Source organism: Clostridia bacterium (assembly GCA_035628995.1).
Taxonomy (GTDB): Bacteria; Bacillota; Clostridia; order Lutisporales; family Lutisporaceae; genus BRH-c25.
The window spans coordinates 207,587-226,460 of the sequence record DASPIR010000033.1; the positions used below are offsets into that span (position 1 = coordinate 207,587).

The 18,874-nt window shown below is 39.8% G+C and carries 17 protein-coding genes, 5 tRNA genes and 1 riboswitch; of the genes, 1 reads left to right on the forward strand and 21 read right to left on the reverse strand.

Features of this window, described 5'->3' with window-relative positions; translation table 11 throughout:
- Positions 1 to 9: 9 nt before the first annotated feature.
- The 21 genes from VEB00_15265 to VEB00_15365 form a co-directional block, all read right to left on the reverse strand.
- Complete coding sequence (locus tag VEB00_15265; protein ID HYF84378.1) at positions 10 to 1,116, reverse strand: NAD-dependent epimerase/dehydratase family protein; 1,107 nt, start codon at positions 1,114 to 1,116, stop codon at positions 10 to 12.
- A gap of 8 nt (positions 1,117 to 1,124) precedes the next feature.
- On the reverse strand, positions 1,125 to 1,853 hold the full coding sequence (locus tag VEB00_15270) for an IspD/TarI family cytidylyltransferase (GenBank protein ID HYF84379.1): 729 nt from the start codon (positions 1,851 to 1,853) through the stop codon (positions 1,125 to 1,127).
- Between the two features lie 13 nt (positions 1,854 to 1,866).
- On the reverse strand, positions 1,867 to 2,727 hold the full coding sequence (locus VEB00_15275) for a LicD family protein (GenBank protein HYF84380.1): 861 nt from the start codon (positions 2,725 to 2,727) through the stop codon (positions 1,867 to 1,869).
- 131 nt (positions 2,728 to 2,858) lie between these two features.
- Complete coding sequence (locus VEB00_15280) at positions 2,859 to 4,745, reverse strand: glycosyltransferase (protein ID HYF84381.1); 1,887 nt, start codon at positions 4,743 to 4,745, stop codon at positions 2,859 to 2,861.
- Between the two features lie 131 nt (positions 4,746 to 4,876).
- Entirely contained in the window at positions 4,877 to 5,638 is a 762-nt protein-coding gene (locus tag VEB00_15285; GenBank protein ID HYF84382.1) for a flagellin, read from the reverse strand.
- Positions 5,639 to 5,889: 251 nt separating this feature from the next.
- The gene (gene csrA / locus VEB00_15290; protein HYF84383.1) at positions 5,890 to 6,123 is read right to left on the reverse strand and encodes a carbon storage regulator CsrA; all 234 of its coding nucleotides are present in this window, start codon (positions 6,121 to 6,123) and stop codon (positions 5,890 to 5,892) included.
- Positions 6,117 to 6,557, reverse strand: coding sequence for a flagellar assembly protein FliW (locus tag VEB00_15295; protein HYF84384.1), 441 nt, complete (start codon positions 6,555 to 6,557; stop codon positions 6,117 to 6,119). The genes csrA and VEB00_15295 overlap by 7 nt, the downstream gene beginning before the upstream one ends.
- Positions 6,558 to 6,682: 125 nt before the next feature.
- A complete protein-coding gene (gene flgL / locus VEB00_15300; GenBank protein ID HYF84385.1) occupies positions 6,683 to 7,957 on the reverse strand; it encodes a flagellar hook-associated protein FlgL in 1,275 nt (424 codons plus the stop codon).
- Positions 7,958 to 7,969: 12 nt separating this feature from the next.
- A complete protein-coding gene (flgK, locus tag VEB00_15305; GenBank protein HYF84386.1) occupies positions 7,970 to 9,439 on the reverse strand; it encodes a flagellar hook-associated protein FlgK in 1,470 nt (489 codons plus the stop codon).
- A 10-nt stretch (positions 9,440 to 9,449) separates the two neighbouring features.
- The gene (gene flgK, locus VEB00_15310; GenBank protein ID HYF84387.1) at positions 9,450 to 10,898 is read right to left on the reverse strand and encodes a flagellar hook-associated protein FlgK; all 1,449 of its coding nucleotides are present in this window, start codon (positions 10,896 to 10,898) and stop codon (positions 9,450 to 9,452) included.
- A 12-nt stretch (positions 10,899 to 10,910) separates the two neighbouring features.
- On the reverse strand, positions 10,911 to 11,429 hold the full coding sequence (locus tag VEB00_15315; GenBank protein HYF84388.1) for a flagellar protein FlgN: 519 nt from the start codon (positions 11,427 to 11,429) through the stop codon (positions 10,911 to 10,913).
- A 172-nt stretch (positions 11,430 to 11,601) separates the two neighbouring features.
- The gene (flgM, locus tag VEB00_15320; protein ID HYF84389.1) at positions 11,602 to 11,907 is read right to left on the reverse strand and encodes a flagellar biosynthesis anti-sigma factor FlgM; all 306 of its coding nucleotides are present in this window, start codon (positions 11,905 to 11,907) and stop codon (positions 11,602 to 11,604) included.
- A 101-nt stretch (positions 11,908 to 12,008) separates the two neighbouring features.
- Entirely contained in the window at positions 12,009 to 12,434 is a 426-nt protein-coding gene (locus VEB00_15325) for a TIGR03826 family flagellar region protein (GenBank protein ID HYF84390.1), read from the reverse strand.
- A gap of 68 nt (positions 12,435 to 12,502) precedes the next feature.
- Complete coding sequence (locus tag VEB00_15330; GenBank protein ID HYF84391.1) at positions 12,503 to 13,207, reverse strand: ComF family protein; 705 nt, start codon at positions 13,205 to 13,207, stop codon at positions 12,503 to 12,505.
- Positions 13,208 to 13,220: 13 nt separating this feature from the next.
- Positions 13,221 to 15,431 carry an ATP-dependent RecD-like DNA helicase gene (locus tag VEB00_15335; GenBank protein ID HYF84392.1) on the reverse strand — a complete coding sequence of 737 codons (2,211 nt, stop codon included), beginning with the start codon at positions 15,429 to 15,431 and terminating at the stop codon, positions 13,221 to 13,223.
- Between the two features lie 336 nt (positions 15,432 to 15,767).
- A complete protein-coding gene (metK, locus tag VEB00_15340) occupies positions 15,768 to 16,958 on the reverse strand; it encodes a methionine adenosyltransferase (protein HYF84393.1) in 1,191 nt (396 codons plus the stop codon).
- A gap of 89 nt (positions 16,959 to 17,047) precedes the next feature.
- A riboswitch (SAM riboswitch) is annotated at positions 17,048 to 17,153 on the reverse strand.
- A 193-nt stretch (positions 17,154 to 17,346) separates the two neighbouring features.
- Positions 17,347 to 17,431 (reverse strand) — tRNA-Tyr (locus tag VEB00_15345).
- Between the two features lie 4 nt (positions 17,432 to 17,435).
- Positions 17,436 to 17,511: transfer RNA gene (locus VEB00_15350), tRNA-Thr, on the reverse strand.
- 134 nt (positions 17,512 to 17,645) lie between these two features.
- Positions 17,646 to 17,721: transfer RNA gene (locus VEB00_15355), tRNA-Val, on the reverse strand.
- Positions 17,722 to 17,736: 15 nt separating this feature from the next.
- Positions 17,737 to 17,811: transfer RNA gene (locus tag VEB00_15360), tRNA-Glu, on the reverse strand.
- Between the two features lie 19 nt (positions 17,812 to 17,830).
- A tRNA-Pro gene (locus tag VEB00_15365) sits at positions 17,831 to 17,906 on the reverse strand.
- 378 nt (positions 17,907 to 18,284) lie between these two features.
- On the opposite strand from VEB00_15365, the gene yyaC reads away from it, so the two are divergent.
- Positions 18,285 to 18,839, forward strand: a complete 555-nt coding sequence (yyaC, locus tag VEB00_15370; protein ID HYF84394.1) for a spore protease YyaC — start codon at positions 18,285 to 18,287, stop codon at positions 18,837 to 18,839.
- Positions 18,840 to 18,874: the final 35 nt, after the last annotated feature.

Here is an 18,874-nt window from a genome sequence, read left to right on the forward strand (position 1 = left end):
TTCCTCTTTTCATTTACCAAGGCAATTATTCTGCTGATATTGCTTTTTCATACTATCAATCGTGCGTCTGTACATTTCTTTTATACCTAGCTCGGCTTTCCAACCTAATTTCTGCAGCTTAGCCGTATCCAGATTGATTTTCACAGTCGGGTTATATCCGAACTTTTGTATATCCTCTGTAATATCGTATACTACTTTAATTCCGGCCTCAGGGAATTCCTTTGATAACATTTCTGCCATATCTCTGATTGATATGACCGTATCCATATTTGCAACATTATATGCCTGACCTTTTTCACCTTTAAGCAGAATAAATATCAACGCTCTTAAAGCATCCCTGGTATAGCAGTAGCTTCTTACCGTATCTCCTGATGTATGAAGAACGATATTTTTCTTTTCTATTACGCTTCTGGCAAATTGTGCAAAAACTCTGCCATCATCGTATTTAACACCTGCACCGAAGGTCTGTGTTAATCTTGCAATTTTAACAGGCACACCATACTCCTTTTCGTAGGAGATACACAAGCACTCCGCTATCCTCTTTCCTTCAGAATAACTGCTCCGTGAATCTAATATATCAATATATCCGTAATTTTTTTCGGTAACATATTTAAGCGATGGATCTGTGACACCATAAACCTCCAAGGAGGATAAATAGACAAACGCTTTAACGTGCTTATCTTTTGCCAATTCAAGCAAATTTCTGGTACCTTCGAAAACAGTCTGTATAGTTTCAACAGGATAGGTTACAAAATCTTTTGAGCTTGTAACGCTTGCAGTATGAATAATATAATCTATATCTTCAGTTATTTTAACAGGTTTTGTTACATCGCCCAAAATCAGTTTTAAATCAGGATGCTCCAACATATTTCCAAATATAGCTTTTGCTTTTTCCACACTTCTAGCCAAAGCTATTATTTTTATATTTGTATTGTGCAATCTATTGCAACAGGATAATGCTTTCACAAGCTGAGAACCAATAAGACCTGTTGCACCCGTGACTAATACTTTTCTATTATTAAGCTCATTAAAAGGAATATTACTATTTGCAATTAATTCCAAATCGTCTTGTAATATTTCATCATTTGGACTTTCAATACACTCATAAGTCAGCATTTTCCACCTCAAAACCCAAATATCTGAGAGTTTTCTCTTGCTTCATAAATTGCTCTGAAAATATAGTAATCCATTGGAGTGGTTATTTTGATGTTTTCGGGAGGACCTTCAATGGTGTGCAAATTATAGCCATAGTACATCATAAGCGATGCAGAATCAATCATCCCTACCACATTATCTTCATTAGCGCGTTTATGCTCTGTCATAATATCTTTAAGATAAAAGCTCTGTGGGGCTTTTGCAATTCTAGCCACATTCCTGCATGCAATTTCACTGATTTTTTCATTGCCATCTATTGATACTATGGTTTCCTTTGCTTGAGATACTGTTATTGCAGAGCCGTATTTTCTGACCGATTCTATATTTTCTGTAATAAGTTGCTCAGATATAAGCGGCCTAACTCCGTCATGAATTAAAACAATATCATCCTCCGGATTATCACAATCATTGTAAATTGCTTTTAGCCCGTTAAATATAGATTCCTGACCTGTTTGTCCTCCTTCAACGATCCATTTTACCTTTGTAATATTAAATAACTTCAAGTTTTCTTTCAAAGCATTAACCCATTCAGCGATACATACAACAGCTATATTGTCTATTTCATCATGATCCTCAAAATATTCAATTGTATGTATGATTATTGGCTTTCCATGCAAATCTAAAAACTGCTTTGGTTTTGACTTGCTGTTCATTCGTTTTCCAGTTCCGCCTGCAAAAATTAATGCTGTTACCACAATACTCACTCCTCACCTAAAATATTGGATCTGTAAGCTTATAGCTTGAACAAGGTATATGGCTTGTCCTTCCTTCCGGAGGGGGCGGTGTCATATAGTCCCCATAAATTGACTTTAAATACCAATCGTAATCCTTAAAGGCAAAAAACTTATGTCCTTCAAATTCATACTCAACAAGATCATCAAACAGTTTTCTGGGAAAACCATATATATGCCCCTTAGGATGAGGTGAACACATATGGCGAACCAACTCAGATATTGAATTTTTATTACAGCATGCAGCAACCATATCTCTGATTTTAAACATAAAATCTCTGGGAATTAGTGATAGAAGTCCATACCATTTGCGTTTCAAAAAAGACGGGTGCACTTTTCTTCCTGCCTTAGACCAAAGAATCTTCCGGATACAAAAGCACGAAATACAGTGAACTCTTCTGAAAATAAATGAATCCGGGACACTATCCATTGTAAAAATATCAATGAATATACCATTTTTAGCCCCAATATGTTCATGACCTGCACGGATATATTCCGTATTTTTACGTAATATACGTGCATATCCCCAACGGTAATACGGGTCTGTGCGATAATCCTGCAAAAGAAATCTTTCTGAATCAAGTTCAGTTTTACATAATTCAAAAAAACGATTGTATTCATCTCTCATAATTACAATGTCCGCATCAGGATCCCATGGAATGAATCCCTTATGCCTGACAGCGCCTAAAAAAGTTCCCCCATCAATAGAATACTTAATGTCATGCTTTCTACATATCCTATCGAATTCAATTAACATTTCTAAAATTATCATTTGCATTTTTCTAAGGTCTTGAGATGGCATTTCTATGCTTTTTACTGTTTTATACATTTTATAGCGCACTACTTCACCACCTTTTCTTTACCTCAAAACCTCACCTATGATATACTGATATATCTTTTGTCCACAACTTCCATCTGCATTAACGAGGGATTTTTTATAACTCTCCACACATTCTTCACGAAGTTGATCTATTAAGCATTTTTCAGCCATATAGAGAGTGGGAATTTTTTCTTCATTGTACTCTTTAAGTCCTCCATTTTACCTGACTCTCCCATTTTTTCACAAGCATCATATATTTTCTCATATATATAGTACTCATCTTTGAATCCTAATGCAGCAGAATAGCATTCCAGAGCATCAGCAGCCTTATTCCGAATTGAATAGGCATCTCCCAGTATGATATAATTCTCCATGCAGTTAGGATATTTTTCTATATTCATGGTTAGAAGATCCATAGCTGTATCAGTATACCCATTTGACAACAGCATTGATGCCAGCTTGACTTGAGTCTCTATTGAACACTGCAGTAAAACTGCAGAAATATATTCAAACTGCTCAAATTCATCGATATGGAGCAAATACTCGCCAATTTTAAGAAGCAACTTTTCTACTTCCATAGTCAGGCTGAATTCCCCAATGGTCTCATTTAGCAATATTTCACTGATAGATTTCCATTCCTTATTGCTGAAATTTGAACTGGCTTTAAGCTTATCCAAAAGCAGTCTGTCTTTACTGAGCAAGCATAGCACAGCTGCATCCAGGATATTGAGCTGAGGTATAACATCAATTTTCTCCCATTCTTCAAGAGATTTGTCAAACTGCTTATCCAAAATAAATGCAACAGCTCTTACGTCGTATAAATGTTCATCTTGGAACGCAAACCCGAATTTGTTCATCAGTGGGTATCTTAACTCATATAATGAGTAAATCAGTGCTTTTAATTCTTCTACAGTATCTATAATATAAATCTTACTTAGATGCTCTTTTACCTGATCAGGTTGTATGCCTGCGCACTGCATAAGCTTCAGATATTTAGAAAGCGCCGGTGTAAAGCTTTTTTTTAGTAGTACTGCTTTGTATGCTTCATCAAATGCATCTCCAATTTTCCCCATCTTATCATATACTATTGCAAGCTGATAATTAGCCATATAGCTTCCCATACCTTCAACAGTTACAATATCAACCTTTTCACCTATCTCCAAGCATTTCTTGAACTCTATCTCAGCATCCTTTAGATACCCGCTATTTAGAAATAAAACTCCCAAAGGATAATGCAAATCTGCATATTGAGGAAAAACCTTTATAGCATCCAATAAAAGCGTGATAGCTTCCTCTGTTCTATCTAGTAGACATAGACATTCCCCTGTACGAACTATCAAACTCTTCAGATATGCTTGACCTTCACTTAGTGGATACGACTTCTTAAACATATCCAAGGCTTTATCATAGTTTTCCTCACTCACATAGACAAGACCCATGTTGTAATAGCTGTATCCCGTGGGGTTATCCTCCAATTCTTTAACCATGATGTCATAGTTTCTCTTTTTCTTGCCTTTATCTGCAATGACCTCGGGTAAGTAACCCACATGGTTAATCACTATGTTGGATTCTGCTCCTATATAGTTAGTACCTCCGTCATACGCGGATAAATGCTCATGAAGCTTGCCACTGTATCTAAGTCCGATTCCAGATTTGAAAAGCCTGATATTCTGATTAAAGACAATCCGTCCCTCACTTTGATAATTTTTTATTAGCAGCTTATAATAATCCCTTTTCTGCACTAAATCATTTTCAAGACTGGCACTATCATCAAGATATTCATCTGCATCCAATACAAGTATATATTCTGATTTTGCTTCGCTGATTGAATAATTGCGAGCAGCTGCAAAATCATTTATCCACTCGAAGCGGCTTATAATAGCACCATACTTTTGGGCAATTTCAATAGTTCTATCTGTAGAGCCTGTATCAGCTATAATAATTTCATCAACTTTTCCCTGCACACTTTTTAGACATCTATCTAGATATTTCTCCTCATTTTTAACTATCATACATAACGATATAGTATTCTTTTGCATTAGCAAGTCTCCTTAGCAATAAAAAATAATTATATATCTAATATATCGACTTATTACGACAGGTTCTTTAGAAGTGCGAGTGTCAAAAAATAAAGAAGACCCTGGAAAATCCAAGGTCTTTTGAGAATTAACTATCTCAGAAGCTGCAGCACTCCCTGTGGAGCCTGGTTAGCTTGAGCAAGCATTGCCTGAGCAGCCTGCTGGAGTATGTTGTTCTTTGTGAACTTCATCATTTCATCTGCCATGTCTACATCACGAATACGTGATTCAGATGCTGTAAGGTTTTCTCTAGTAGCGCTCATGTTGTTGTACATATGTTCAAGTCTGTTCTGGTCTGCTCCATATGTAGCCCTAATTGTGTTTACTGCACCAATATTGGCATCTATGGTAGCCACCAGGTCTGCTGCACCAATTACAGGAGCACTTATTCCAGCGATTACTAATGCATCACCGCCATCTTGACCCATAGCGATAGTAGCACCAGTAGTCATATCTACACCATTGAATTTAGTATTTGTAAAAATGTTATTTGCAGCAGATGCAAGTGCTGTTGCTTCAAGAAGAATATTAGCCTTATCATTTCCTTCATAAGTGCCGTTTAAGTTCTGAACAGCCAGTTCCTTCATTCTTCCGAGCATATCAGATACTTCATTTAATGCACCTTCAAAAGTCTGTACTAAAGATATACCATCCTGAGCATTTCTCTGAGCCTGACCAAGACCTCTGATCTGGCCTCTCATTTTTTCTGATATGGACAAACCTGCTGCATCATCAGCAGCTCTGTTGATTCTGAGACCTGATGAAAGTTTCTCCATTGACTTTGATGAATTCAAGCTGTTTGCACCCAACTGTCGATGTGTGTTCATGGCCATAATGTTATTGTTTATTCTCATTTTATTTTCCTCCTTGAATTTTTTATTATCGGAATCCTTTCCGACATTTATTTGCAAACACTACATTCACTCTTCCATGGGCCCTATGGTTGAAGAAGGCAGTATATTGCTTCTAGTAAATATATCGACCTGTAACTAATAAACTTTAGCATTTTTAAATAAATTTTTACTTTTTTCTCTAAAATAATTACCAATTCATAAAAAAAAAGAACATGTATAGCGGCGAATTTAGTCGCTTTACATGCCTTTATCTATTTCTCATTTTTTATTATACTGGCCAATTCGTTGATATCAACCTTGACTGTAAGGTTGGACTTGACATTCTCATCCTGAATCTCTTCTATGAGCTCCTTACGGAAGATTTTCAAGCTCTTTGGAGCAATTATACCTATCTTTACCTTATCCTCAGACATATCCGTAATAATTATTTCTATATCGTCACCTATCATTATGGATTGGTTCTTCTTCCTTGAGAGTACTAACAAGAGGCATCAGCCTCCTTTACTATTCTGTGTTTGATTGAATATCTTTCATCATCTAAAACTTCCTGCAATGCTTTTCTATTCTTCACATTGACTACCAGGGGGGCTTTCATGTTTGCTGTCATTTGCTTTATGTCTTCCGGTATCGTTACTATTGAATATAGCATTACATCCTTATCTTCTTCAAGCTCAAGCTTCTTCACTGAATCAGCACTGATATCCATGCTGTAGTCAGGTATTATAAAGAAGGGAGATGTGATTATGAAACATACGTTTATATCATCTATTGCCTGCAGATAGTTGAAATGCTCATTTTTATTGTCATGCACCATAAGGTATTCCTTCAAATCCGGAAAACCCAGTATATTATCCTCAAAGGATATTATATCCTTTTCGTCTGCTTCCAATTCACCGAAAAACTTTGTGTTTACCTTCATCTTGACACCTCTTTCATACTTTTGTATCAATCTTATTATCAGTAGCTTTTATGCTGATGCTTGGCTCCTGCCAAAGTACCGCCCCTGACCTCTATTTCCCGCCTGCTCCCAGGCATATGACCACCCTACCTTAAAAAGTCAATAAGCGATGGTTGTATTATTCTAGCTCCAGTTGAAAGGGAAGCCTGATAGACATTCTCTTCCATTTTTATGTTCATTATGACTTCTGCCATATCAGCATCTTCATTTTTCGAAAGAAGTCCCTTCAAGTTGAGCGTATCATCCAATATCCTGTTAGTAGTAAGCTCAACTCTGTTCGATTTTACCCCTATCTCTGCTCTTATTGCATTAATATTAGATGCTTGATTCTCGATTCTTGATATGGCATTGCTTATACCCGGAGTATTATTAGCTGTAAGATCCGTTATCAATTGGTTGAATATAGCTATTAGCTGTGAGTCGTCCCCTGGATCTATCCTGGATACGGATTTTTGATTGTTGGTCATACCCAACAATGTAACATCCAGACCTACTGATTGGATAGTAAGATCATTATCCGACTCGAAAATAAGCTTATTATCCTTGATAGAAACAATTACATGTGGATCCTCCAAATCAGTGCCCACCAGTTGAGCCGTTATTGCATCCTCCATATCAGTTAAGCTGGTAAAAGGCCCCGTAATACTTATTGTCGCACTATCAGAACCATTTATCAGTGTAAAACTGCCCGTGGCATTCAGCGGGTCTGTTAATGTAGCATTTATATATTTACCCTTCATGCTTTGCTGTGGCTCCAGTGTATTTGCAGTCATCAAATCCAGGTCTCCAACACCGGAGTATAGCCCAAATGATCTTTGACCTACTGAGTTCATGCCTATTTTATCTCCCATGCCTATATTGACCTCTATAACCTCATCAAGGGTTAAACTGCTTGCCCCGCCAAAGTCGTACTTGCCATCGGTCGTAAAAAGCGGTTTATCAGTCTTAAACCCTGAGAATATATAACTGCCTGCATAGTTTGTATTTCCTATTTGTATAAGCTGATTTCTGAGTTGGGTTATTTCACCAGCTATGGTATTTCTCTCATCTATGGAATTCGTCTCACTAGCGGCCTGTATAGCGAGCTCACTCGCCCTTTGGAGTACCGTATTGATATTGCCTATAGCCATTTCTGTCGTATCCATCCATGACTGCGTATCATCTGCGTTCCTCCTGTACTGTTCCATGGTCGCCACTTCAGTATTAAGCCTCAAACTCCTGGATACCCCTATGGGGTCATCAGAAGGACGTGAAAACTTCTTACCACTGGCCATCTGCTCCTGCATCTTTTCCATTCTGCTCAAGTTCCTGGTAAGATTTCTCATCATATTATTTGCCATCATGGTATTTGTAACTCTCATGATATCACCTCACTACCTTCCTACTAATCCAAGTCTGTTCACTGTGGTATCCATTATCGCATCCAATGTTGTAATCATTCTGGCTGACGCATTATATGACTGCTGGAACTTCACCATATTGGTCATCTCCTCATCCAGAGACACTCCTGACTCTGAGAGGCGTCGATTCTCCGTCTGATCTACCAGAACCTGTGAGTTTGTACTCATCCTTTTGGCCTGGCTGCTGTCAACTGCCAATGCTGACAGTAAAGACTTTATATAGTCATCTGGCGTCCCCTTTACTGATGGAAACATTGTTGTACTCTTACGCAGCGCTATCAATAAATTGACGTTGCCATTATCACTCTCTCCATCGTTAAGAGCTGCTGCTGCTATCTTGTTTGAGTTGGTTAATATGTCAGGATCCACTTTGAAGTTGACGCTATTTACTGAAGGAGTCCCCGATTCATCGAAGAAATCAGTTCCCTGATTCCCCTCAGAGTCTACTCCCTGATTGTGCTGTTCATTGAAGCTGCTAGCGAAACTACTAGCAAATTCATTCAGTTTGCTCAGATAGTATGGAAGTCCCCTATAGTTAAAACCAGTTCCGTTACCATCTCTTACATCCAGCATACCCTTGAGCTCTCCACCTTCTATATTAACCTTCTGATCCTGCACCCCATCCCATACCACATCACTAATTTTACCGCCACCGATATCAGATATTCCAGGGACGCTCTTATCCTGGGTGGTTAGCTTATTGTAGCTTATATGATTTACGAGGGTTATACCCCCTATTTTCACATCCATATAGTTGTTTCCATTTGGCCCTGGCATCTCAGATACTGTAATATTTACGATTGAGGAAAGCTTATCTAACAGAACATTTCTCTGATCTCTAAGGTCATTTGCCTTGGTTCCATTCAGTTCAAAACCGAAAATATGCTTGTTCAGGTTGGCAATCTGCTCTGACAGTGAGTTTACTTCACTGACCTTGTTCTTTATAGAGAAGTTTTGATCTTTAATTGCATTTAGCAATTCCTGTCCGTTCCTATTTATTGAAACAGTGAGTACATTGGCCTTTTCCAGCACTGCTACCCTGCAGGTGTCGTCTCCCGGTTTTTTCGAAAGCTCTTCAAGTGAGGTAAAGAACTCATCCATAACTTTCCGTATTCCTGTTTCCGATGGTTCATTGAATATACCTTCTATCTGCCTAAGGCTTTCTTGCTTTATGCTCCACTCCTGGTAAGTCTTGTTTTGCCCCCAATATTTCTGGTCAAGGTAGCTGCTTCTCATTCTGATTATATCGTAGGCTTCTACACCTGTACCTACAACTCCCGTGGGGTCTCCATAAGTAGGCATAGTAGCCCTTTGAAGGGATGACTGTCTTGAATACCCTTCTGTATTTGAATTTGAAATGTTATGACTGGTGACATCCAGAGACCTTTGGCTGGCAAAGAGCCCTGATGTCGCAATATTAAAGGTTCCAAATGTGGTTCTCATGCCTTAATCACTACCTTCCGACCAACCCTATTTTATTAACTATTATCTCAAGCATCTCATCCATTGCGTTTACTATTCTTGCAGCTGCATTATATGAATGTTCGTATTTAATGAGGTTGCTCATCTCTTCGTCCATTGAAACAGCAGACACAGACTGTCTGCGATATTCTATCTGGTCAACCAGAAGCTTCTGCGCATCAACTGCAGTAGATGCTTCCTGCCCTATATTTCCCAAACTGGAAATGAGATTTCTGTAGAATTCGTCATAATTGAACTTTCTGTTTGCCGGAGCTGTCTCATAACCATCATCCGAAAAATAATCGCCCAGCCTTAAATCTGAAATTTTCAATGCTATCCTGTTGTCCTCATAGTTAGATGCCTCTTCAGCGGAGGCAATATTATCAAAATCATTCAGTTCCGGGTTGAAGGCTATCGTTTCCAGATCTATGTTGTTTGCCGTACCATTCAGCCCATTTATGAAAAAATTCCTTTGGACATTATCTTTTACTCCGTACCCGGTTATATGTATTGCATTAACTTCTGCTGCTATACCCTTTACAAACTCATTCAGCTTTTCTCTATAGCCCTTTACCACTGTATCCCTTGCCTCTACCAATGATTTTATGCTTCCTCCGGAGAGTTCAAGCTTTTCATTGCTGCCCTTCCAAGTGAGCTGTACAAATCCACTGTTACTAGTGTCGGGTACAGTCCCTATCTGTTCATATCTGCTGCCCTCAACCAACATTCTCCCTTCCAGAGAAATATTAATTGTGCTTCCTTCCATGACTTGTAACTTAGTCTTCTTGGCAAGCTCGTCTATGAGGTAATTTCTCTGATCCCTAAGGTCATTTGCTGTGACTCCATGGGATTCTATCTTGCTTATCTCAAGGTTCAGTCCTGCAATATCTTTGGCTATATCGTTTATTTTATTTATATTCTCAATAATTTCCTTGTCCTTGCTTTTTCTGAAGTTAACCATCAGACTGTCCATATTCTTTACAGTCTCCACTAAGGCAATGGCGTTCTCTTTAACCATTGACCTGGCAACCAAACCTCCTGTGGGTTTGGAAAGCTGTTCCCATGAATTCCAGAAATTGTTCATTGCTGCCTGAAGCCCATCCTCCGAATTAACACCGAATACTGTCTCAAGCTCTTCAATGCTTGAAAACCTTGACTCCCAATAGCCCAGCTCAGTGCTTTCCTTCTTGAATTTCTTATCCAGGAATTCATCTCTGTACTGCCTTATTTCCTGAACATCAACACCATAGCCCAACTGCAATGAATTACCATTGCCGGACTGTCCAAGCTTCTGATAAAAAGCCGATGAATTGGATATCATCTGCCTCGTGTATCCAGGAGTATTCACATTACTTATATTATGACCAGTAACATCCAATGCTCTCTGGTTTGCAAAAACTGCAGATATTCCTATTCCCAATCCTCTAAATGCTGATGACATATAACCACACCCCTAAACCTTTGTATCGAAAATGTTCTTTTTATTCTGCTTACTTTTGTTCTTACCGATGTCTCCATATAATGAGCCTGTCTCCATGCCAGCACCGGTGACAATGTTTATTGAATAATCTATATATTCCAAGGACTGCTCAATAAGCTGTCCGTTTACGTCATTTACTGACTTCAGTTCAGAGAATGTCTCCTGAAGCTTGTTTTGAATATCCTCCAGTCCCTTTTTCAGTTCAGGCTGAAGTACCTTCGCCAGCTCGGAAATAGTAAGGTGCGCGCTGTTAAGATTCAATATCCCGCTAAGCTTGGCTACCTCTTCCTCTCTTTTTCTCTCAAGCTGTCCAATATTAAGAATCATGTCCTGCTCAAGCTTGACTATCTTATCCAATTCTGCGACTTTGCCTTCAACGATTATCTTTTTCTTGGATTTTGAAAGTTCAAGCATGTCCGCGTAATAACCATGCTCCTTCTTCAATATGCCGATAACAGCATTCACTTCTTTATCAATATTCATTATAGACATCTCACCCTCTCAGCATTTTGCGAAAAACCTTTTATATTTGAAATTCAGATTTCGCACAAATGTTTCCTTGATTTATTGAATTCGCACATTACCCTATAGAATTACTAAAGTGCGTTCAATATTTGGATAAAAATAGCCACAGCCAGGTTATGGCCTTAAGCTGTGGTTATTTTCATACTTTAATATTAAACTTGCGAGCTAAAAGCTTATCTGCTATACCTTTGCTGTCTACTTCGTAAGTGTCGTTGTCAAGTCTGTCCTTAATTGGAGCAATTACTTCTTCTCTAATGTCCGGTATGTCCCTGGCAGCCTTTGCAGCCTTCATAACCAGCTGAAAATCCATAGCTTCCTTGGATATTTGTACTTCATCCTTTTTCCCTTTAACCTGTGAAGCCCCATGAATATCCTTTTTGGACTCCACCTTCTGATTATTGTAGACTCCGCCTACGCCGCCAATTTTATTAATATTGAATCCCATGTTAACACCCCGTTTTGTATTTCTTGTTTCAATTATTTTATCGGTATTACTTATATATTAGTTTAGTGTTTTTTACGAAAAAAAAAGCAGCTTTATGCTGCTTATTGATCTTTTCTTCTTGTAGCTGTATACATTCTCTCTTTATCTGCCCTAATCTGCGGCTGCGGCTTTGGCTCTTTCTTGTCTAATCCAAATTCCCTCTTGAAGTCTTTATTTATTTCCCCCTTGCAATTCTCACAGAATCTGCCGGAATTTATTGCTCTTCCGCACCTTTCACATTCCAAAAGAAGATTGCTGTTTTCAGATCTAATTTCTAGTCTTTCCTCTCTAAGGAACCTCATTATTTTCTCAACAGAAACCTCTGTTTCATTTGATACCTCTGATATAGTGGCTCCGGGATTGTCATACACATATTCCTTTACCACCTTGAATTCATTTTCTTCTGTCGCTATACAATTGCCGCAAATAGGTCTTCCTAAACAGGTGAATATTTTCCCGCATCTGGGGCAATTCCTTATTTCCGCCATAAATAGACCTCCCTTTAACAGTGACTAATTTATCATCTGGACAGGCGAACACTGTTCACCCCTACGATTTATGTATTACTGCCTGTAGCGGCAGTTATAACGTATATGTTCCTCGCTCCGAATTCCCTAAGTACTCTGCTGCATTCATTCACAGTGCTTCCAGTAGTATATATGTCATCAACTAACAGAATACTCTTATTTTTATCATTATTATACAATAATTTTATTGAAAATGCATCAACTATATTCAAATACCGCTGGGCTTTGTCCAGGTTGTACTGCACCTTTGTCTCCTTCGTTCTTAAAAGGCAGTCCGATACCGGTTTTCTGAGCCTTCCAGCCAGTTCCCGCGCTATAAAAAGCGACTGATTGAAGCCTCTCGTTCTGAGCTTGTTCTCATGTATAGGCACTGGTACAATTGCATCTATTGACAGCACTTCATTCCTCAATCTCTCTTCCATTAAACCTGCAATTACCTTCGAAAGCTGCGTTTTCCCTTCATATTTGAACTTATGTATGAGCTCCTTCCCCATCCCGCTATATGCAAAGCAGGAATAAGCTCTGTCATAATGAAAAATTCCGTCTCTGCAATCGGGACAGATGCTTTTGGGGTATTTCTCATTAAGCTGTTTACCGCAGTGAAGACATGTGACTCCCTGGAGATAATCCAATGATGCCATACATATATCGCAAGGGTTGACCGTCCCGACGCTCCCACATATATCACACTTTGGCTTTGAAGGATATAATAGGTCAATTACATATCTTAACATAGCATCACCTGCCCTAGAAGAAGTTTAATTTATCAAGCCTTCCCCGTAGTCCTGAATGACGTGTTGTTATATGGTTGTTTTTAATCATCTGCTGAAGAAACCGTTCCTTCCCAACAAGCACTACCATGCTTTTTGCTCTTGTCAGTCCCGTATAGAGGAGGTTCCTTGTCATAAGCATCGGGGGCCCGAAGGTTAACGGCATTACAAGAACCGGGAACTCTGAGCCTTGGCTTTTATGAACCGTCAAAGCGTATGCATGCTCCAGCTCATCCAGCATGGTAAAATCATATCTGACCATTCTTTCTCTGTCAAATATCACTTCGATATACTGTTCCTCGTTATCTATCTCTATAATGGTGCCCAGGTCTCCGTTGAAAACTCCCTCCCCTTCCTTTTCAAAGTTGTTGATGCTTTGCCATTTCATTTTGTAGTTGTTCTTTATCTGCATTACTTTGTCTCCAACCCTAAAAACAGCTTCTCTGTGAGGTTTCTCAGCCTTATCATGCCCCTTAGGGTTTAGAGCCTTCTGCAGCTCCTGATTCAAGTTCAATACCCCGCACACGCCTTTCTTCATTGGGGAAAGCACCTGAATTCCTTCACAAAAATCCAGCCCTGTATATTTGGGAAGCCTTTCTGTGCAAAGCTCAATTATTGTGGAGACAATATCTTCCTGGCTCTCTTGCCTTATAAGAAAGAAATCCCCGTTTTTAGAGCTTATTATCGGAGGCTCACCCCTATTTATCCTGTGGGCATTGACAACAATCATACTGCTCTCAGCCTGTCTGAATATCTCATCCAATCTTACTACCGGCAGTACTCCGCTTTCTATAATATCCTTCAACACATTCCCCGGACCCACGGAAGGGAGCTGATCAACATCACCTACCAAAATGACCCTGGTTCCTTCCGCTATAGCACCCAAAAGGTTGTTCATAAGCAGTATGTCAATCATTGATACCTCATCAACTATTATTACATCGCATTCCAACGGTGACTCTTCATTCTTCTGGAAGAACATTTCCTCATCGCTGTCCCCGTACCCGAATTCCAGAAGCCTGTGGATGGTCTTAGCATCCCTTCCCGTTGCCTCCTGCATCCTTTTCGCTGCTCTCCCTGTAGGCGCAGCAAGCAGCACATTAAGTCCCTGCTTTTCAAAAAGACTTATTATTGTTTTGATGGTTGTGGTTTTCCCCGTGCCCGGCCCCCCCGTTATCACCAGTATCCCCTGAGTCAAGGCCTCCCGCACTGCAGTTTTTTGCTTGTCTGCCAATTCTATTCCTTCTGACCTTTCAACCGCTGATATCTCACTATCGATATCAACGTCCATAGGGGGAATCTTGAAATATAAAAGCTGCATAAGCCTTCTCGCAGTACCTGATTCTGCCTTGAAGAAAGGAACTGCGTATACACCTCTTATGTCTCCGATATTCTCAACAACCAGTTTTTTATCTATGAAAAGCTTGACTATTGTGTCCTCAACAAAGGTTTCGTCAACGCCAAGCAATGCTGCTGCAGATCTTACAAGCTCCTCCTGGGGTACAAAGGTATGTCCATTTGCATGATATTGGTTCAGAACATATCTCGTGCCTGATGCAGTGCGATATTCTGAGGATTGTGAGACTCCCATGCTCAGCGCTACCTTGTCTGCCATTTTGAAGCCTATACCGAATATGTCATCTGCGAGCTTGTAGGGGTTCTCCTTTATCTCTTTTATGGTATTGACCCCATAGTTCTTATATATCCTGACTGCATAAGCAGGTCCTATGCCATATTGCTCAAGAAACATCATTATATCCTTCAGTTCCTTCTGCTCCTCAAAGGCTTCAAATATTGCCGCTGCCTTCTTTTCTCCTATTCCCTCCACCTCTGTGAGTCGGTCGGGATTATATTGTATAATTTCAAGAGTATCCAGCCCAAACTTATCTACCAGCTTTTTAGCTGTATGTGCACCTATCCCCGGAATCAAACCTGAGGCAAGATACTTTTCTATTCCATTAACAGTTGCAGGAGTAACTGCAGTATAGGTCTCCACCTTGAACTGATTGCCATAATCAGGGTGCTGCACCCACTTTCCATATGCCTTTATGGTTTCACCAATATTCAAGAAGGAAAAGTATCCTACCAATGTAAGCAGCTCTTTATCCCGCTCCAGCTCCAATACTGTGTACCCGTTCTGCTCATTTCTGAACACAACATCATATATCGTTCCTTGAACTTCATCCATCCTTAGCACCTCGAAAAGAATCTACGAATACTTGTTCTTTTTATTATAGCACATTCAAGTATAGGGTGCGATATTAGGGTCAGGGGAACGGGTACCACTGAACACACGGATGTTTCACGGAATTCCAACGGAATTACACGGTTAACTTTTATAGAATATATAGCCGCATTAGTGAATTTTGACACTTACTTCATTATCGAATACTATATATGTTTTAGAATATTTTCCCCACCGTGTCTTCCGTGGATTTCAGTGTTTTTCCGCAGGAAATCCGTGGTGCCCGTAACCCCGAAACCTGTAACAAAAGGTGCAGTCCTAGTGAACTGCACCTTCCTATTATATCCCTGCTAATTTTTTAATTTCTTCAGCTTTGTCAGTTTTTTCCCACGGAACATCTATATCCGTTCTTCCCATGTGCCCATATGCCGCCACTTGTTTATATATCGGCCTTCTGAGATCCAGGTTTTTTATTATAGCTGCTGGCCTCAAATCAAATATCTTCATTACTATCGCTGCTATCTCGTCATCTGAAAGCTTTCCGGTTCCAAAGGTCTCAACCAATACTGATACTGGCTTTGCAACACCTATTGCGTAAGCAACCTGCACTTCACATTTAGATGCAAGACCCGCTGCAACCACATTCTTCGCTACATATCTTGCAGCATAGGAAGCAGATCTGTCAACCTTAGTCGGATCCTTGCCGGAGAAGGCTCCTCCTCCATGTCTTGCGTATCCTCCATAAGTATCAACTATTATCTTTCTTCCTGTAAGGCCTGAATCTCCGTGAGGTCCTCCTATTACAAACCTTCCTGTAGGATTAATGTAATACTTGGTCTCCTTGTCCAGCATGCCTTCAGGAACAACAGGCCTTATTACATTTTCAAGTATATCCCTTTCAATGGTATCATGGTCCACCTCTGGACTATGCTGTGAGGAAACAACTATAGTATCTATTCTCACTGGTTTTCCATCATCGTATTCTACAGTAACCTGTGTCTTGCCATCTGGTCTTAAATAGTCGAGGATGCCTTCCTTTCGCACCTTTGAAAGCCGTATTGCCAGTTTGTGCGCCAAGGAAATGGGCATCGGCATAAGCTCAGGGGTTTCATCGCAGGCATACCCGAACATCATACCCTGGTCTCCTGCTCCCGTAGCAGCTATATCCCGCTCTGTCATTTCGCCTTTTTTGGCTTCCAGAGCATTATCGACGCCAAGAGCTATATCTGCAGACTGCTCGTCTATTGCAGTTATTACACCGCAGGTGTCTGCGTCAAAGCCGTATTTTGCTCTTGTATAGCCTATATCCTCAATGGTTTTTCTAACTATTTTCGGAATATCAACATAGCAGTTTGTGGATATCTCTCCCATAACCAATACCAAACCTGTAGTAACCGAAACCTCACATGCCACTCTGCCCATCGGGTCGTTTTCAAGTATGGCATCCAACACTGCGTCAGAAATCTGATCGCATATTTTATCCGGGTGTCCTTCAGTAACAGATTCGGATGTAAATAATTTTCTTATCATAATAAGCCTCCTTCAAATAATTTCTCTTGTTAAGCTGCAAAAAGTAAAAAAACTCCTTCTGACGAAGGAGTTGCGTATTTCTTATTACTCCCTCATCTTTCAGGATCAAATAATTAATCCTGTAGGAATTGGCACCGTACATTTGCCGGTTGCCGGGTTTCATAGGGCCCTTCCCTCCACCTCTCTTGATGAGCTTTTTTGCTATTTAGTTGACAGCTTCATACTATCATAGCGAAAACCCTCTGTCAATATGTACATTTTTATCGAAAAAATCCCTTCATTTTTTGTTCATATTTCAGCCAAAATATATTATAACCAAAAAACTATTTGTTACCCGTTACCGTTTTTTTGCATAAAAAAAAGTCCTTTCGGACTTTTAGATTACAAATGGTGGAGAGAGATGGATTCGAACCATCGAAGTCTGAGACAACAGATTTACAGTCTGCCCCCTTTGGCCACTCGGGAACCTCTCCATGATGGAGCTGGTGATGGGACTCGAACCCGCGACCTGCTGATTACAAGTCAGCTGCTCTACCAATTGAGCTACACCAGCTTATGTTTAATTTTTAATTATCAAAAAGGAATGTAAGTCTTTCTTTCTCCGTAGCCTCCAAGTTACTCCGCAAATGCTACGTATTACATTAAGGAATTTTGGTCTTTGTTTCTCCACTACGTTACGAAAAAAGTTGGTGGGGACAATAGGGCTCGAACCTATGACCCTCTGCTTGTAAGGCAGATGCTCTCCCAGCTGAGCTATGCCCCCATGTAATAATAGTAATGGTGACCCATAGGGGATTCGAACCCCTGTAGCCGCCGTGAAAGGGCGGTGTCTTAACCGCTTGACCAATGGGCCGTATTTAATTTTTTTATGATGGTCGGGGTGACAGGACTTGAACCTGCGGCCCCATGGTCCCAAACCACGTACGCTACCAACTGCGCTACACCCCGACGCGACTTCTCTATTATATAAAATATCGGAGCATCTATCAATAATCAAATTGGGCTGAAAACCACTAAATAGAGAGATTACATCGCTCATTATTTAATATGCTTAATCATAATGCGGATTATTCATAATTATAATACTAATGTTTCAAAAAATCAATAGTTAAACCTGAAATGCGCCTTTACTGACAAGGGTTGCAGCAATCGCTTGATTTACTAGGGATTTGAGCTCCCATTGTATAAAAATGAAGGAAGCCTTTCCAGTTCCTTCACTTTAATACAATGTATGACTATTAGTAGAATAATTGAGCTTGGCCACCAATATATTAATAGTAGCTTAAATGGTCGCAATGCTACTATTAATAGTTGGGAGGTTATGTTTTGATTGAGGGATTCAGCACTCTCGAGGATGTATGTGCGCATTATACAGATGACAGGGCACATCTTAAGATATCTGAGTTTTTAAAACAGTACAGCTGTGATAAATGCATCATACTCTGCATAGGTACCGATAGGTTCATTGGTGACTGCTTGGGGCCATTGACAGGCACTTTACTCAGCAAGCTTAACTTGGCAGTACCTATCCTGGGCACTCTTGAAAGTCCTGTCCATGCTGTCAACCTCAGAAGTACAATATCTCATATTAAAACACACTACAGAGGCTCTAGAGTCATTGCTATAGATGCTTGTCTGGGAACAAGCCAAAGCGTAGGCTATATTCAAGTAAAGGAAGGCAGCATCCAGCCTGGCAGAGGTGTAGGAAAGAGACTCTCACATGTAGGAGATTGTTCTATTGTAGGAATAGTAGATGAAGCAGTAGAATCGGACGACTATGAATATGAAAATTACCTGAGAATCAATAATGTAAGGCTTGGGCTGGTAATGAAAATGTCAGAAACCATTGTAAAAGGAATATATGCTGCCTTTCAGCATTAGGTGCAGGGTTACGAGGTAAGAGGTGAATAGATTAA

Coding starts and splice junctions, on each gene's coding strand:
- VEB00_15330 (HYF84391.1), bottom strand. CDS start 13,207: ATGTTAAGATATGTAATTGACCTATTATATCCTTCAAAGCCAAAGTGT.
- VEB00_15280 (HYF84381.1), bottom strand. CDS start 4,745: ATGCAAAAGAATACTATATCGTTATGTATGATAGTTAAAAATGAGGAG.
- VEB00_15285 (HYF84382.1), bottom strand. CDS start 5,638: ATGAGAATAAACAATAACATTATGGCCATGAACACACATCGACAGTTG.
- VEB00_15325 (HYF84390.1), bottom strand. CDS start 12,434: ATGGCGGAAATAAGGAATTGCCCCAGATGCGGGAAAATATTCACCTGT.
- VEB00_15265 (HYF84378.1), bottom strand. CDS start 1,116: ATGCTGACTTATGAGTGTATTGAAAGTCCAAATGATGAAATATTACAA.
- VEB00_15295 (HYF84384.1), bottom strand. CDS start 6,557: ATGAAGGTAAACACAAAGTTTTTCGGTGAATTGGAAGCAGACGAAAAG.
- VEB00_15335 (HYF84392.1), bottom strand. CDS start 15,431: ATGGATGAAGTTCAAGGAACGATATATGATGTTGTGTTCAGAAATGAG.
- flgK (HYF84387.1), bottom strand. CDS start 10,898: ATGTCATCAGCATTTAGAGGATTGGGAATAGGAATATCTGCAGTTTTT.
- metK (HYF84393.1), bottom strand. CDS start 16,958: ATGATAAGAAAATTATTTACATCCGAATCTGTTACTGAAGGACACCCG.
- flgK (HYF84386.1), bottom strand. CDS start 9,439: ATGAGAACCACATTTGGAACCTTTAATATTGCGACATCAGGGCTCTTT.
- VEB00_15315 (HYF84388.1), bottom strand. CDS start 11,429: ATGTCTATAATGAATATTGATAAAGAAGTGAATGCTGTTATCGGCATA.
- flgM (HYF84389.1), bottom strand. CDS start 11,907: ATGGGATTCAATATTAATAAAATTGGCGGCGTAGGCGGAGTCTACAAT.
- flgL (HYF84385.1), bottom strand. CDS start 7,957: ATGAGAGTTACAAATACCATGATGGCAAATAATATGATGAGAAATCTT.